The sequence below is a fragment of the Megasphaera intestinihominis genome, assembly GCF_040096415.1.
In the GTDB taxonomy this organism is placed as follows: domain Bacteria; phylum Bacillota; class Negativicutes; order Veillonellales; family Megasphaeraceae; genus Megasphaera; species Megasphaera intestinihominis.
In genome coordinates, this window is record NZ_JBBMEU010000005.1 from 1 (window position 1) to 13,652 (window position 13,652).

9 protein-coding genes and 1 pseudogene are annotated in these 13,652 nt (G+C 52.7%); 5 read left to right on the plus strand and 5 right to left on the minus strand.

What is annotated here, in order from left to right; genetic code table 11:
• The 4 genes and pseudogenes from WMO23_RS01580 to WMO23_RS01595 form a co-directional block, all read left to right on the plus strand.
• Positions 1 to 896 (plus strand): annotated as a pseudogene (locus WMO23_RS01580) (ImmA/IrrE family metallo-endopeptidase); the annotation flags it as partial.
• Between the two features lie 1,965 nt (positions 897 to 2,861).
• Positions 2,862 to 4,784, plus strand: coding sequence for an ABC-F family ATP-binding cassette domain-containing protein (locus WMO23_RS01585; protein WP_349173105.1), 1,923 nt, complete (start codon positions 2,862 to 2,864; stop codon positions 4,782 to 4,784).
• Between the two features lie 262 nt (positions 4,785 to 5,046).
• Positions 5,047 to 6,456 carry an FAD-binding oxidoreductase gene (locus WMO23_RS01590; RefSeq protein WP_014015016.1) on the plus strand — a complete coding sequence of 470 codons (1,410 nt, stop codon included), beginning with the start codon at positions 5,047 to 5,049 and terminating at the stop codon, positions 6,454 to 6,456.
• A 133-nt stretch (positions 6,457 to 6,589) separates the two neighbouring features.
• The gene (locus tag WMO23_RS01595) at positions 6,590 to 6,853 is read left to right on the plus strand and encodes a helix-turn-helix domain-containing protein (RefSeq protein ID WP_232501472.1); all 264 of its coding nucleotides are present in this window, start codon (positions 6,590 to 6,592) and stop codon (positions 6,851 to 6,853) included.
• 119 nt (positions 6,854 to 6,972) lie between these two features.
• Here WMO23_RS01595 and ychF read toward each other — a convergent pair whose 3' ends face one another.
• Complete coding sequence (gene ychF, locus WMO23_RS01600; protein ID WP_349173109.1) at positions 6,973 to 8,079, minus strand: redox-regulated ATPase YchF; 1,107 nt, start codon at positions 8,077 to 8,079, stop codon at positions 6,973 to 6,975.
• Between the two features lie 14 nt (positions 8,080 to 8,093).
• Positions 8,094 to 9,335: an LL-diaminopimelate aminotransferase gene (locus tag WMO23_RS01605; RefSeq protein ID WP_020310655.1), complete on the minus strand. Its 1,242-nt coding sequence runs from the start codon at positions 9,333 to 9,335 to the stop codon at positions 8,094 to 8,096.
• A 219-nt stretch (positions 9,336 to 9,554) separates the two neighbouring features.
• Here WMO23_RS01605 and WMO23_RS01610 point away from each other — a divergent pair, with 219 nt between their 5' ends.
• Positions 9,555 to 10,076, plus strand: coding sequence for a flavodoxin (locus WMO23_RS01610; protein ID WP_020310656.1), 522 nt, complete (start codon positions 9,555 to 9,557; stop codon positions 10,074 to 10,076).
• Between the two features lie 506 nt (positions 10,077 to 10,582).
• On the opposite strand, the gene WMO23_RS01615 is transcribed toward WMO23_RS01610, so the two are convergent.
• The 3 genes from WMO23_RS01615 to WMO23_RS01625 are packed head-to-tail and all read right to left on the minus strand — an operon-like array spanning position 10,583 to position 13,641.
• Complete coding sequence (locus tag WMO23_RS01615; protein ID WP_020723928.1) at positions 10,583 to 11,800, minus strand: ABC transporter permease; 1,218 nt, start codon at positions 11,798 to 11,800, stop codon at positions 10,583 to 10,585.
• Positions 11,790 to 12,494 carry an ABC transporter ATP-binding protein gene (locus tag WMO23_RS01620; protein WP_292108167.1) on the minus strand — a complete coding sequence of 235 codons (705 nt, stop codon included), beginning with the start codon at positions 12,492 to 12,494 and terminating at the stop codon, positions 11,790 to 11,792. The genes WMO23_RS01615 and WMO23_RS01620 overlap by 11 nt, the downstream gene beginning before the upstream one ends.
• Before the next feature lie 13 nt (positions 12,495 to 12,507).
• Positions 12,508 to 13,641 carry an efflux RND transporter periplasmic adaptor subunit gene (locus WMO23_RS01625; RefSeq protein ID WP_292299247.1) on the minus strand — a complete coding sequence of 378 codons (1,134 nt, stop codon included), beginning with the start codon at positions 13,639 to 13,641 and terminating at the stop codon, positions 12,508 to 12,510.
• Positions 13,642 to 13,652: the final 11 nt, after the last annotated feature.

Sequence of the window (13,652 nt, forward strand, 5' to 3'; positions counted from 1 at the left end):
CTTCGCTGCTTAGAATAATTCTGCTTACTGCCACTCTTAAAATTTTAGAACGTGGTCTTGACAAGGGGCCCATTATATATGACTATGTCTTGCGAATTCCTAGGGAAAGAGGAAAAGCGGACTTTTTAATTGTTAAATATATTTCTAAAGAACGCCAATGGACCTGTTTATATCGTTTTCAAATGGATTCAGCATGGCTGAACGTCATAGAAGGGAATTTTACGCATCATCGGCACCGAGAATTGCTTATCTATATCCATAATGGCAGCGGTCATGTTTTATCGTACCGGGTATTGGCATATGTACATAATCAGGTGCATCCCATCCTCGCAGGAGACTTGATTCCGCAAGGAAATGTCCGGATTGAAGGTAATCGGCTTATTGTAAGCTCAGGCCATTTAGACAGTATTTATACGTGGTCGAAGGAAAAAGGCTTTTTATGCTTTGATTGTGAACAAGAATTGGTTCCTGAAACTGATGCCAATACAATACGGCTACAATACGCGATTTCTAACGATGAAAAAATAGAGCTTTATATGAATGGAGAAGGATATCCTTCAATGAAACCTATTGAGCTGCAGATTGGACAAAAATTACAGTTGCAGCGCATTCACCGTGGCCCTTATGAACGTATTCTTGGCGGAGGACAATGTTTGCAGTCTATTTCCCGTCACGAATATGTAGCACAAGCCGTAGGTGATGCAAGTTTTCAGATTATACCAAAGGGCTATGACTGGGAACATGCTGTTAAGTTTCATGTCAAAGTTCTTCCTCAGAATCCGGTGAAAGAGTTACGTTTTGAGGATATGCAAAAAGAGCTTTCTATCCGGAAAAAGAAGTCCATAAAAGAGCAAATAAAAAAGTTTTTAAGAAATCACAACATTATCCATGTATAGTAAGTATATATTGTGCATTTTTGAATTTCAGGAAGAAATATTACGTTTAAATTTTATGATGTTAGGAGATTGCTTAATCGTTAAAATAGGTATTTATAATTTTTTTTGATGATTGATATTAGCCGATGAAGGTTAGCTTTTGTATAGCAGTTGCTACCAGAAGTATTTTGTTCATTGGATACATTGGGCTGTTTGTACTATTTAAATAATACATATGGAGCTGATTGAGCTTATTTTCCGGGAATTTGGAGATGGCATGCAAGAGGTCAGGAGTTCGATCCTCCTTATCTCCACCATAAAGAATACGATAACCACGCGGTTTATGAGCCGCGTGGTTATTTTTTTTCGCCTCTATGCGATTTCGTAGGGGACGCCTGTTAAGACGTCCCGCTACGCGCTGAGGATTTCCCGAAGCGTCATTGTTAGTTTGAGTTTATAGCGGCGAAGCCGCATCTGAATCGGAGTTCGTAAAAGCCTGCCATTAGAATAGAATGGGCTGTGGTGAAATATCAAAGCGGGCCGCCCAGCCACGGCTGTCCGTTTTGGCAACCGTCCTGCACCTCCCGCTGGTCGGCACCTGACGGGTCAAAAAGGCTTTCGGGACAGCCCCTACGCAACGGCTTCAAGCCGTATTTTTTTACGACAGGTGTATTGTTTTCATCGCTTCTATGCGATAGCCGGAATTTATGGCAGATGGATTCCCTTAATCCATTGACGATTCCCTTATTTTGATATGGGCTTTAAGGGAATCGCTGGGAAATAAAGGAATGATTGCAGCCTCGTCCTTGACGAAGATTAACTGATAACGGTATAATAAACGTGAAAGAGGTCCTGCCGATAGACGGTTGGTCCCCAAATAATGACTACAAAAGTAGCCGCTTACGAGTGGGATCGAGGGCGGCTATTTTTGTGTTCTATTTGAAGCGCATCCGATGGCATACCCAAGCGCGAAAGCACCTAAGCAGAGGCCGAGAATACCAATAAAAGTATCTACAGTCAGAAGCATACAAATCCCCTCCTTTCCCATGGATTGGAGGGTTCACACAAAATCCCTCCTTAGGAAGCAAGGGACCAACCGCCTACCGTTTTAGGCAGAACTTCGAAGCTAGTATATCATAGGCATACCTTATCGTCTACCTTTGAGTGACTAGTACTAACAGAATAAGAACCACAAAAATAGTCGCTTACGATGGGGAGTCCTGGGCGGCTATTTTTGTTTTTTATCGTCTGTATGCGATGCCGTAGGGGCCGCCCAGAGCTATTCTGGCCCGTCAGATGCAGGAGACGATTTCCTGGATAGATGACAGCGGCGGGCGGCCCGCTACGCGCAGAGAGTTTCCCGAAGCGTCGTTGTCAGTTTGAGTTTATAGCGGCGAAGCCGTATCTGAATCCGAGAAAAGGCCGTAGCTCGTTGTTCGTAAAGACCCGCCATCATACTCGGCTAGGCTGTGGCGAAATCTCTCTAGCGGGCTTCCCACGTGGAAGCCCCTACGAAACGGCCGCAGGCCGTGGATTTTTTTGCGGCCTGCTTATTATTTTCATCGCCTCTATGCGATACCGTAGGGGACGTCCTGTTAAGGCGTCCCGTGTGAATCCTGTACATAGCCGGAATTTATGACAAATGGGATGAATTTGACGCGGCAAAGCCGCATCTGAATCCGAGAAAAGGCCGTAGATGGTTGTTCGTAAAGCTCCGCCATCATACTCGGTTAGGCTGTGGCGAAATATCACAGCGGGCCGCCCTTTGGCCGGCCCCTACGCACAAGGCCGCAGGCCGTGTATTTTTTTGCGGCCTGCGGCCTGCCGCCTGCGACCGGCGTCTTATTATCATCGCCGTCTTGACGATGCTTGAGGATTGACGGTATAATAGATATGTGAAAATAGGCAGCCGCCCAAGATGGGGATCCGGGGCGGCTCTTTTTTTGTTTTGTCGTCAGTATGCCAGGGAGGGCAGGTATCATATAGATGGGTAGTATTAAAGTACAGAAATTGAGTAAGTCTTTTGGGGTACATACGGTATTCCATGATGTCAGTTTTGAAATCCGCCGGGGCGAACGGATCGGCCTCATCGGGGCCAATGGGGCCGGGAAGTCGACGCTGCTCAAGTGCCTCATGGGCGAAGAGGAGTATGATAACGGGGCGTTTGTCGTTTCCGAAGGCGAATCTATCGGCTATTTGCAGCAGGATATCACTTACGCCGACGACGTAACGTTGCGCCAGACGATTACCGAGGCCTGGCAGGATGTCATGAAGCTGGAAAAGGATTTGAAGGCTGTCGAAAAGGACATGCAGGCCCATCCCGACGATGAAGGCTTGATGAACCGCTATGCCCGCATGCAGGAACGGTTCGAGTGGCTCGGCGGCTATGAATACGAGTCGATGTCGCGGAAAATCGTCCAGGGCCTGGGCTTTTCAGAAGCCGATATGGATCGGCCGGTCCAGAGCTTTTCCGGCGGTCAGAAGACGCGCATCAACCTGGCCAAGGCTCTCGTCCGCCGGCCGGACTATTTGTTCCTCGACGAACCGACGAACCATCTCGACGTGGACATGCTGGAATGGCTGGAAAGCTATCTCTTGTCTTATGGCGGCGGCATCCTCATCGTATCCCATGACCGCTATTTCCTCGACCGCGTGGCGACGGGCATCCTCGAACTGTCCCACGGCAAGGTGACTAAGTACAAGGGAAATTATTCGCGCTACGTCGAGCAGCATGCCCAGCAGCAGAAAGCCCTGGAAAAAGCCTATAAGAAGCAGCAGGAGCACATCCACGAAACAGAAGAATATATCCGCAAGTACAAGGCCGGCATCAAGGCCAAGCAGGCCCGCGGCCGTCAGTCCCAGCTGGACCGGCTGGAACGCATCGAATGGCAGCCGGAAGATGAATCGCTGCATTTCAATTTCAAGCCTGTCGAAGAGTGCGGCCAGAAAGTCCTGGTCCTGGACAAGGTCAGCGGCGGTTTTGCCGACCGCCAGTTGTTCGACCATCTGTCGCTCCTCCTGCGCCGCGGCGAAGCAGCGTCCCTCATCGGCCCTAACGGGACGGGGAAGACGACGCTCATCCGCATGATCATGGGCGAAAAGGAACCGACAGACGGTCATATCACCTTGGGCAGCCGCGTCCATATCGGCTATTTTGCCCAGGAACACACGGACCTGCACGGAGCTTGGACGGTCCTCGATGAAATCATGAACGATTTCAGTTATGGCGAAGAAGAAGCCCGGTCCGTCCTGGGGCGCTTCATGTTCCGCGGCGACGATGTCTTCAAGGTCATCGACAGCCTCAGCGGCGGCGAACAGGCCCGGCTGGCCCTGTTGAAGCTCTTCCTGCAGGGGCCGAATTTCCTCATCCTCGACGAACCGACGAACCATCTCGACATCCCGACGCGGGAAGTCCTGGAACAGGCCTTGCTGGAATTCGGCGGGACGTACCTCGTCGTATCCCATGACCGCTATTTCCTCGACAAAATCACCCAGCGGACGCTGGTCCTGGAACATAAGCAGCTCACGGAATACGTCGGCAATTACAGTTATTACCGGGAAAAGGTCCGTGAAGCCCAGGAAGCGGCAGAAAAGGCGGCAGCTGAAGCGCAAGGCTCCTCACAGGCTCAGGAAAAGGCAGCAGCTCCGGCAGTGAAGAAGGCGGAACCGGCACCGGCCGTGAAAGCGCCGGCCAAGGCCCCGGCTTATGGCCAGGCGGCCAAGCTGGAAAAAATCGAGATGAAGATTGCCGAACTGGAAGCGACTATCAAGATGTATGAAGTGCAGATGAATATGCCCCAGAACCAGACCGATGCCGACGCCATGATGGAATTGACGAAGGAATACGAAGTGGCCCAGGCCCAGCTCGATGAGGCTTATGAAAAGTGGGAAGCCCTTTCGGAGTCTTAAAACTGTCCGTGCATGGAAGATATGAAAAATAAATATAAACTTTAGGATTGGAAATAGCGTAAAACGTAAAACTTTACGTATCCATCCCAATGTTTGGTTTCAAAAAGCTCGTTTTCTTGATGCGTTTTTTAAAAATGTCAAGAAAACGGGCTTTACAAGTTTCTGCTACGTGGTATACTATGCTCAACTCCCATTCGGAGGATAAACTTATTATATCTTTAAAGCATACGGAAAGATTCCGATAGAAAGGAAGCGTTTATATATGGCAGCACAGTTTAACCCGGTTACGCCGGAATTATTAGCAGAATTACGTCAGGTCGTCGGTGATAAATACGTCAAGACGGACGAAGATTATTTGGAAAGATACCAGACAGACGAAGAAGGGAACTCCCATTATTTCCATAAACCGGAAGTCGTCGTCTTCCCGGGCTCGACGGAAGAAGTGGCCGCTATCGTCAAATTGGCCAATAAGTACCTCGTTCCGATTACGCCGCGCTCGGCTGGTTCCGGTGTTGCCTGTGGTGCTATTCCTGTTTATCACGGCATGGTCGTCGAATTGGAACGGATGAATCAGATCCTCAAATTCGATGCCGACAATATGTATGCCGTCTGCCAGACTGGCGTCATCACTGGGGACTTGCAGCGTGAAGCTGCCAAACACGGCCTCCTCTATGCCGGGGACCCGTCCAGTGCCGACAGCAGCATGATCGGCGGCAACGTCGCCAACAATGCCGGCGGCAATAAAGCCGTTAAATACGGCACGACGCGCCATCAGATCTACAGCCTGAAAGTCGTTACGCCGACAGGGGACATCCTCGACGCCGGTGCCCGCCTCAAGAAGAGTTCTACCGGCCTCTGCCTGGAACAGCTCTTTGCCGGTTCCGAAGGCACGCTGGGCATCATTACGGAAGTCACGGTCAAACTCCGTCCCATGCCGCCGTATGCCTTCAATATGGTCTGCGTTTTCAAGACCGATGAAGAAGCCTTTGCCCTGCCCAATAAGATCCTCAAAGCCGGCATCGACCCGACGAGCATCGAATTCATGGACAATGAAGCCCTGCGCATGACCTGCAAATTCCTGGACATGAAAATGCCTCATGTCGACGAAGGCTGTGATTACGTCATCGTCACGGTCGAATCGTTCAGCGAAGACGACTCGGACCGCAAGATGGAACAGCTCTGCGACTTGGCGGAAGCCAACGGCTCGATCGACGAATTTGAAGCGGATAAACGGATTTGGACTCTGCGCAAGCAGTTCGCCGAAGCCGCCCGCGACGTTGACAAGATGTTCCAGACGGAAGACTTCGTCGTCCCCTTGGACAAGATTCCGGAAATCACCAAACAAATTCCGGAACTGCGCGAAAAATACGACCTCTACTGCGTCACGGTTGCTCACATCGGCGATGGTAACATCCACGTCCTGCCTCTGAATGCCAAAGGCTTGTCGCCGGAAGAATGGTTCCAGAAGATCAAGGCCTTCCATCGCGACCTCTTCCCGCGCGTCTATGCCCTGGGCGGCAAGATGTCCGGTGAACACGGCATTGGCTATAAGAAATTGGAAGAATTTGCCCTTTGCACACCGCAGGCGGAACTTAACGTCATTAAAGCCATCAAGAAGGCTTTGGACCCGAATAACATCATGAATCCTGGAAAATTAGTAGAAATCGGCTAATTATTTCATAGAGGGGAAGTCAAATTGCAAAGACGGCAACGATTATATTCATAATAATCGTTGCCGTCTTTTTATATATTTACTATAATAGAATCAAGGAATTTACTAATGTACTTATTATAGTCCTAGATCTATGAAAACAGGTGATGACATGAAATACTACAGCCGCTTAAAGACGCTTCGGTTGGAAGCAAGGCTTTCTCAGGCCGACGTGGCAAAAATCTTGAAGTGTTCACAAGTTGGATACGGCATGTATGAATTGGGGAAACGGAAGATCCCCGTAGAAAAGTTGATCCAGCTGGCAAGGCTGTACCACACCTCACTCGATTACATTGCCGGATTGACAGATGAACGGGAACCACGCCCAAAACATCGGGAGGACGATACTAGTTTGTAGTACGGAGTTTATAGTTTGTAGCAGATGGTTTTTAAATTTAAAACCCATCCGCTAACCCCTAACTGCTAGCCACTAACCACTTAAAAAGGCTTGTCGCATATGCGACAAGCCTTTTTTTCCTATACATTAAAGCGGAAGTATGTGACATCTCCGTCTTGCATGACGTAATCTTTCCCTTCCAGACGAACAAGGCCTTTTTCTTTGGCAGCTTGTTCGCTGCCGCAGGCGATGAGGTCGTCGTAGGAAACGATTTCGGCGCGGATGAAGCCGCGTTCGATGTCGGTGTGGATCTTACCGGCTGCTTTCTGGGCTTTCGTGCCGTTGACGATGGTCCAGGCGCGGACTTCGTCAGATCCGGCCGTGAAGAAGTTGATCAGACCCAACAGGGAATAGCTGGCTTTGATCAGCTTGTCCAGGCCCGATTCGGGCAGGCCCAGTTCTTCCAGGAAGACTTCGGCTTCGTCGTCCGGCAGTTCGGCGATTTCGGCTTCAATCTTGGCCGAGACGGCGACGACCTGAGCGCCTTCCTTGGCGGCGTATTCTTCGACGCGTTTGACGTTGGGGTTGGCATCGGGATTGCCTGCTTCGTCTTCTGCGACGTTGGCGATGTAGATGATCGGCTTCAAGGTCAGGAGGTTGAGTTCTTTGACCTGCGGCAGTTCATCTTTTGTCAGGCCGGCTTTGCGGGCCGGGTCGCCGTTTTCCAGGCAGGCCAGGACTTTTTTCAGGACGGCGTATTCGACTTTGGCGTCCTTGTCGCCACACTGAGCGACTTTGGCGATGCGGTCCGCCCGTTTCTGGGCCGATTCCAGGTCGGCCAGGCACAGTTCCGTATTGATCGTTTCGATGTCGCGGATCGGGTCGATGGAGCCGTCGACGTGGGTGATGTTCGAGTCTTCAAAGCAGCGGACGACTTCAGCGATGGCATCGGTTTCACGGATGTGGCTGAGGAACTTGTTGCCCAGGCCTTCGCCCTTGGAGGCACCGGCGACGAGGCCGGCGATATCGACGAAGCGCATGACAGCGGGAATTGTTTTTTTCGGTTTGTACATGTCGGTCAGGACCTGGATGCGTTTATCCGGGATTTCTACGACACCGACATTCGGTTCAATCGTGCAGAAGGGATAGTTTGCCGCTTCTGCGCCGGCCTTGGTAATCGCGTTGAACAGCGTGCTCTTACCGACATTCGGCAGGCCGACGATGCCTACTTCCAGATTGGTACTCAATGGTTAAACCACCTTTATTTGAATAATTTTAAATCAGCAATGCGTTTGACAGCTTCGACGGTGTTTTCTTTGGTGCCGAAAGCGGTCAGGCGGAGATAGCCTTCGCCGTGGGGGCCAAAGCCCGAACCCGGTGTCGTGACGACGTGGGCTTTTTCCAGGAGCAGGTCGAAGAAATCCCAGCTCTTCATGCCGTTCGGCGTCTGTACCCAGGCGTACGGCGAGTTGGTAGCGCCGTAGACGGTGAAGCCGGCTTCGGTCAGGCCGTCGCGGATGATGTGGGCGTTTTCCATGTAGTATTCGACGTCAGCCAGGCACTGTTTCTGGCCTTCCGGGCTGTAGTAAGCTTCAGCTGCGCGCTGGACGATGTACGGCGTGCCGTTGAAGAAGGTGCACTGACGGCGGTTCCACAAGGGATTGAGTTCGACAGCCGTGCCGTCTTTCTTGTAAGCGACGCAGGCATGGGGGACGACGACATAGGAGCAGCGCGTACCCGTGAAGCCGGCGCACTTGGAGTAGGAGCGGAGTTCGATGGCTACTTCTTTAGCGCCTTCGATTTCAAAGATGCTGTGGGGAACGTCCGGTTCGGTGATGTACGTTTCATAAGCCGAATCATAGATGATGATGAAGTTGTTTTCTTTGGCAGCTTTGACCCAGTTGGTCAATTCTTCTTTGCTCATGGCCGTGCCAGTCGGGTTGGACGGGTTGCAGAGGTAGACGATGTCGACTTTTTCCTTCGGCGGTTCGGCTTTGAAGCCGTTTTCCGGGGTGCACGGGAGATAGACGACGCCGTCGTAGATGCCTTTTTCGGCATTCCAGTCGCCTGTGTGGCCGAACATGACGTTCGAGTCGAGGTAGACCGGGTAGACCGGATCGGCTACGGCGAATTTGAGGTCGTCGCCGAAGATTTCCTGGATGCAGGCGACATCGGTCTTGGCGCCGTCACCGACGAAGACTTCGTCTAATTCGAGGTCGATGCCGCGCGTCTTGTAGTCGCCATCGATGATGGCCTGGCGAAGGAAATCATAGCCCTGTTCCGGACCGTAGCCGCGGAAGGTTTCAGCTTTGCCCATTTCGTCGACGGCTTTGTGCATGGCGTTGATGATAGCCGGGGCCAGGGGACGGGTGACGTCGCCGATGCCGAGGCGGATGATATTGGCTTCCGGATGTGCTTTGGAATAAGCATCAACTTTTTTTGCAATCGTTGCAAAAAGATAGTTGCCGGGGAGTTTTAAGTAGTTTTCATTTACATGAGCCATAAAGGGACCTCCTTGTATTACTTAGCATAGTAATCTTTTGACAAACTCTATTTTACTACATTATATGGGCCTTGGAAAGATACAGGGCAGCTGGCAGGCATGATAAAATAAAATCGCCGTCATTCATGATAGTGATTGAATGGCGGCGATTTTTGCCGTATAATGAAAACTGTATCGGGACTTTTTAGGTCAAACATATCAGGGAGGTTTGATTGACTTATGGATTATCAAGGTAAGAAATGCCTCATTGCATATTTTTCTCACGCCGGCATGAACTATGTCAGCGGCAAGATCGTCGACCTGCCCGTGGGCAATACGGAACGGGCAGCCCAGATGCTGCGCCTGTTCACGGGCGGCGACCTCTTCCATATCCGCACGGCTTCGGTCTATCCCAATGACTATCAGGAAGTCGTCAAGATCGCCAGGAAAGAAAAGGCCGACAATGCCCGGCCGGCCCTGGAAAAGGATATCCCCAGCATCGACGACTACGACGTCATCTTTTTGGGCTACCCCAACTGGTGCGGCACCATGCCCATGGCCTTGTGGACGTTCCTGGAAAACCATGACTTTTCCGGCAAGACGATTTATCCCTTCTGCACCCACGAAGGCAGCGGCGTCGGCCACAGCCTGGAAGACATCCACGCCCTCTGCCCGGATGCCAAACTCGGCAAGAGCCTGGCCCTCCTGGGTACGACCATCGAAGATGCCGAAGACGACATCCGCCGCTGGCTGAGAGATTAGGGGTTCGTGGTTAGTGGCTAGTGGTTCGTGGCTCGTGGCTAGGGGTTCGTAGGGGCGGCCCGCCGATTGCAGGGCGCCAAGCCTCCCATGATAGGGGAGGTGGCCCAACGGGCCGGAGAGGTTGAATTTCCAGACTCTCCTATAAGAATCCCATGAACCGTACGACGATTCAAAAGCAACCTCTCAGTCAGCTGCGCTGACAGCTCTCCTGGCAGGAGAGCCGGGACGCCCGCTACAGCTGTCCGTTCTGTCAACCGTCCTGTGCCTTCCGAGGGTCGGCACCTGACGGGCCAAAAAAGCTTTGGGCACATCCCCTGCGAATCACGAACAACTAAAAAGGGGCTGTCGCACGAAGATTTTTGCCATCGTGCAAGGCACCTTTTACTTTATAGTTTGTAGTACGGAGTTTGTAGAAGTGGGTTTAAATTTTTTACCATTTGCTGCAAACTAAAAACTGCAAACTTAATACTCAAAATGCGCTGTCTTCATGCGACAGCGCATTTTTTTTATTCATACCGCAAGGCTTCGATGGGGTCGAGTTTGGCTGCTTTCCGGGCCGGGTAGATGCCGAAGAAGAGGCCGATGCCGACGGAGAAGCTGAAGGAGATGATGATCGGTGCTGCCGTGATGACTGTCTGGAAGAGGCCCGACTTGGCGATAGCCAGGGCGATGCCGACGCCGCAGGCGATGCCCAGGAGGCCGCCGATGACGCCGATGACGACGGATTCGATGAGGAACTGCATCATGATGTTCTGGAAGGTCGCGCCCAGGGCTTTACGGATGCCGATTTCCCGCGTCCGTTCAGTGACGGAGACCATCATGATGTTCATGATGCCGATGCCGCCGACGATGAGCGAAATGGCGGCGATACTGCCCAGGAAGAGGGTCAGCATGGTCGTCGTGCTGGTCATGGTTTCCATGAGGCTCGTCAGGTTGCGGACGTTGAAGTCGTCTTCCTTGCCGTTCATGATGTGATGGCGCTGGCGCAGCAGCGTTTCGACTTCGGACTGGACCTGTTCGATTTTATCGGCGCTGGAGACCTGGATGTTGATGGAGCGGACGTAGGTAATGCCCATGAGGCGTTCCTGGGCCGTCGTCAAGGGGACGATGACGATATCGTCCTGGTCCTGGCCCATGGAGGACTGGCCCTTGCTTTCCAGGACGCCGATGATCTTGTACGGCTGGTTGTTGATGCGGATGTTCTTGCCGACCGGGTTGGCTTCGTCGAAGAGGTTGGACGCGACCGTCGGTCCGATGACGGCGACGCGGTTGCGCGAGTTGAGGTCGCTCTGTGTGATGAAGGAGCCCGACTGGACGACGAGGGAGCGGATGTGCAGGTATTCCGGCGTGACGCCGTAGACCGATGTATTCCAGTTCTGGTTGCCGTTGACGATCTGATAGGAACTGTTGACTGTCGGCGATACGTAGTCGATGTTCTTTATCTTGTTCTTGATGGCCGTCGCGTCGTCGTATTTTAATTTCTGGTTCGACCCGGCTGCCGAGCGGACACCGCCCTGATTGGTCGAGCCGGGCATGACGATGAGCATGTTGCTGCCCAGGCTGGCGATGGAGTTGGTGACGTTCTGCTTGACGCCCATGCCGATGGAAATCATGGCGATGACGGCACCGACGCCGATGATGATGCCCAGCATGGTCAGGATAGAGCGCAGTTTGTTGGACAACAGGGCCGTGACGGCAATCTGTACGCTTTCACTAAATAACATCCATGACGACCCCCTTTCCGGCGTCTTTGGTGATCCTGCCGTCCGAGAGCAGGAGCTGGCGGTTGGCACAGGCGGCGATTTCCGGTTCGTGCGTGACCAGGATGATCGTCTTGTGCTCTTCGTGGAGTGCCTCGAAGAGGCGCATGATATCTTTCGTCGATTTCGTGTCCAAGTTGCCTGTCGGTTCGTCGGCCATGATGATATGCGGGTTGTTGACCAGAGCCCGGGCGATGGCGACGCGCTGGCGCTGACCGCCGGACAGTTCGTTGGGCTTGTGGTGGGCCCACGTTTCCAGACCGACGGATTTCAGCTTTTCCATGGCCCGTTCTGCCCGTTCCTTGCGGCCGACGCCGGCGTAGACCAAGGGCAGGGCGACGTTGTCCAGGGCGGAAATGCGGGATAAGAGGTTGAAGTTCTGGAAGACGAAGCCGATGTGCTGGTTGCGGACGACGGCCAGTTCATCGTCGCTGAGGTGGGCGACTTCCTTGCCGCCGAGCTTGTACGAGCCCGACGTGGGCCGGTCCAGGCAGCCCAGGATGTTCATGAGCGTCGATTTCCCGGAGCCCGACGGCCCCATGAGGGCGGCGAATTCGCCTTCTTCTATGTTCAAGGTAATGCCGGCCAGGGCGGCGAAATCTTCACCGCCGATGTGGTATATCTTTTTGATATCTTTCAATTCGATGACATGCTTCATGGCGATGCTTCCTTTACATGGGCGGCGGTCCCTGGCGCCGGTTGTTGTTCGATGACGAAGATTTGCTGGAGGCCGTATAGGTGATGGAAACCTTGTCGCCCTGGGTCAGGCCTGAAAGGATTTCCACGTATTCATCGCTGTAGATGCCCGTCGTGACCGGGACCTGTTCGGTCTGGCCGTTGGCATCGACGCGGATGACATAGGAACCGGAATCGTTGGTCTTCAAGGCGGCGATGGGGACGACGAGGGCATCGTCTTTTTGCGATGTCGTAATGTCGACGCGGGCTGTCATGCCTAGTTTCAGGACGTCGTCCGGGTCATCGACGTCGAGGGTGACGTAATAGTAGATGACGCTGGCCGAGGAGCTTGAAGAGGAGCTCGATGTCGAACTCGTGCCATTCGTGTCCCACGTGTTGCTCGTATCGGTCTTGGCGATTTTCGAGACGTGGGCCGTGAAAGTCCGGTCCGTAAAGGCGTCGACCGTGAAGGTAGCATCCTGACCGACTTGAATCTTGCCGATATCCGTTTCATCGACTTTGGCCAGAATCTGCTTGGTCGACGTGTCGGCAATGCGCATGATGACTGTCGGGTTGCTGTTGCCCTGGACGGCCATGGTGCCGACCGTCTTCGGTTCGCCGACGACGACGCCGTCCATAGGTGCTGTGATGACCGTTTCAGCGACATCTGATTCGGCTTCTGTCAAGGTGCTGACGGCCGTATCATAATTGAACTTGGCTGTATCCAAAGCCTGTTTCGTGCCGGCACCGAGATCATAAAGCTGCTGGGCCCGGTCGTATTCGACTTTGGTATTCGTGACTTTATATTGAGCCTGGTCGCGCTTGGCTTCATAGTCCTTGCCGTCGAGGATAGCCACGGTCTGGCCGGCTGTGACCCGGTCATTTTCTTTGACCAGGACCTGGCTGATGCGGGCCGTGATTTTCGGTGAGACTTCTACGGAATCGACAGGGCTGATGGTCCCCGTCGCCGAAACCGTCGAGCGCAGGTCTTTGCGGACGACGTCGGCCGTTTCGATGGCCTTGGCCTGCTTCGCCGTTTGTTGGGACTGGTAATATGTATAGCCGCCAAAGGCACAGGCAGCCAGGATGACAGCGGCAATGACGATTTTCAGGCGCTTGTCAATTTTCATGGTATCACTCC

What these genes read in the sequence shown, in the direction of transcription:
- WMO23_RS01595 (WP_232501472.1), top strand. Translation starts at nt 6,590, where the DNA reads ATGAAAACAGGTGATGACATGAAATACTACAGCCGCTTAAAGACGCTT.
- WMO23_RS01585 (WP_349173105.1), top strand. Translation starts at nt 2,862, where the DNA reads ATGGGTAGTATTAAAGTACAGAAATTGAGTAAGTCTTTTGGGGTACAT.
- WMO23_RS01615 (WP_020723928.1), bottom strand. Translation starts at nt 11,800, where the DNA reads ATGTTATTTAGTGAAAGCGTACAGATTGCCGTCACGGCCCTGTTGTCC.
- WMO23_RS01620 (WP_292108167.1), bottom strand. Translation starts at nt 12,494, where the DNA reads ATGAAGCATGTCATCGAATTGAAAGATATCAAAAAGATATACCACATC.
- WMO23_RS01610 (WP_020310656.1), top strand. Translation starts at nt 9,555, where the DNA reads ATGGATTATCAAGGTAAGAAATGCCTCATTGCATATTTTTCTCACGCC.
- WMO23_RS01590 (WP_014015016.1), top strand. Translation starts at nt 5,047, where the DNA reads ATGGCAGCACAGTTTAACCCGGTTACGCCGGAATTATTAGCAGAATTA.
- WMO23_RS01625 (WP_292299247.1), bottom strand. Translation starts at nt 13,641, where the DNA reads ATGAAAATTGACAAGCGCCTGAAAATCGTCATTGCCGCTGTCATCCTG.
- WMO23_RS01605 (WP_020310655.1), bottom strand. Translation starts at nt 9,335, where the DNA reads ATGGCTCATGTAAATGAAAACTACTTAAAACTCCCCGGCAACTATCTT.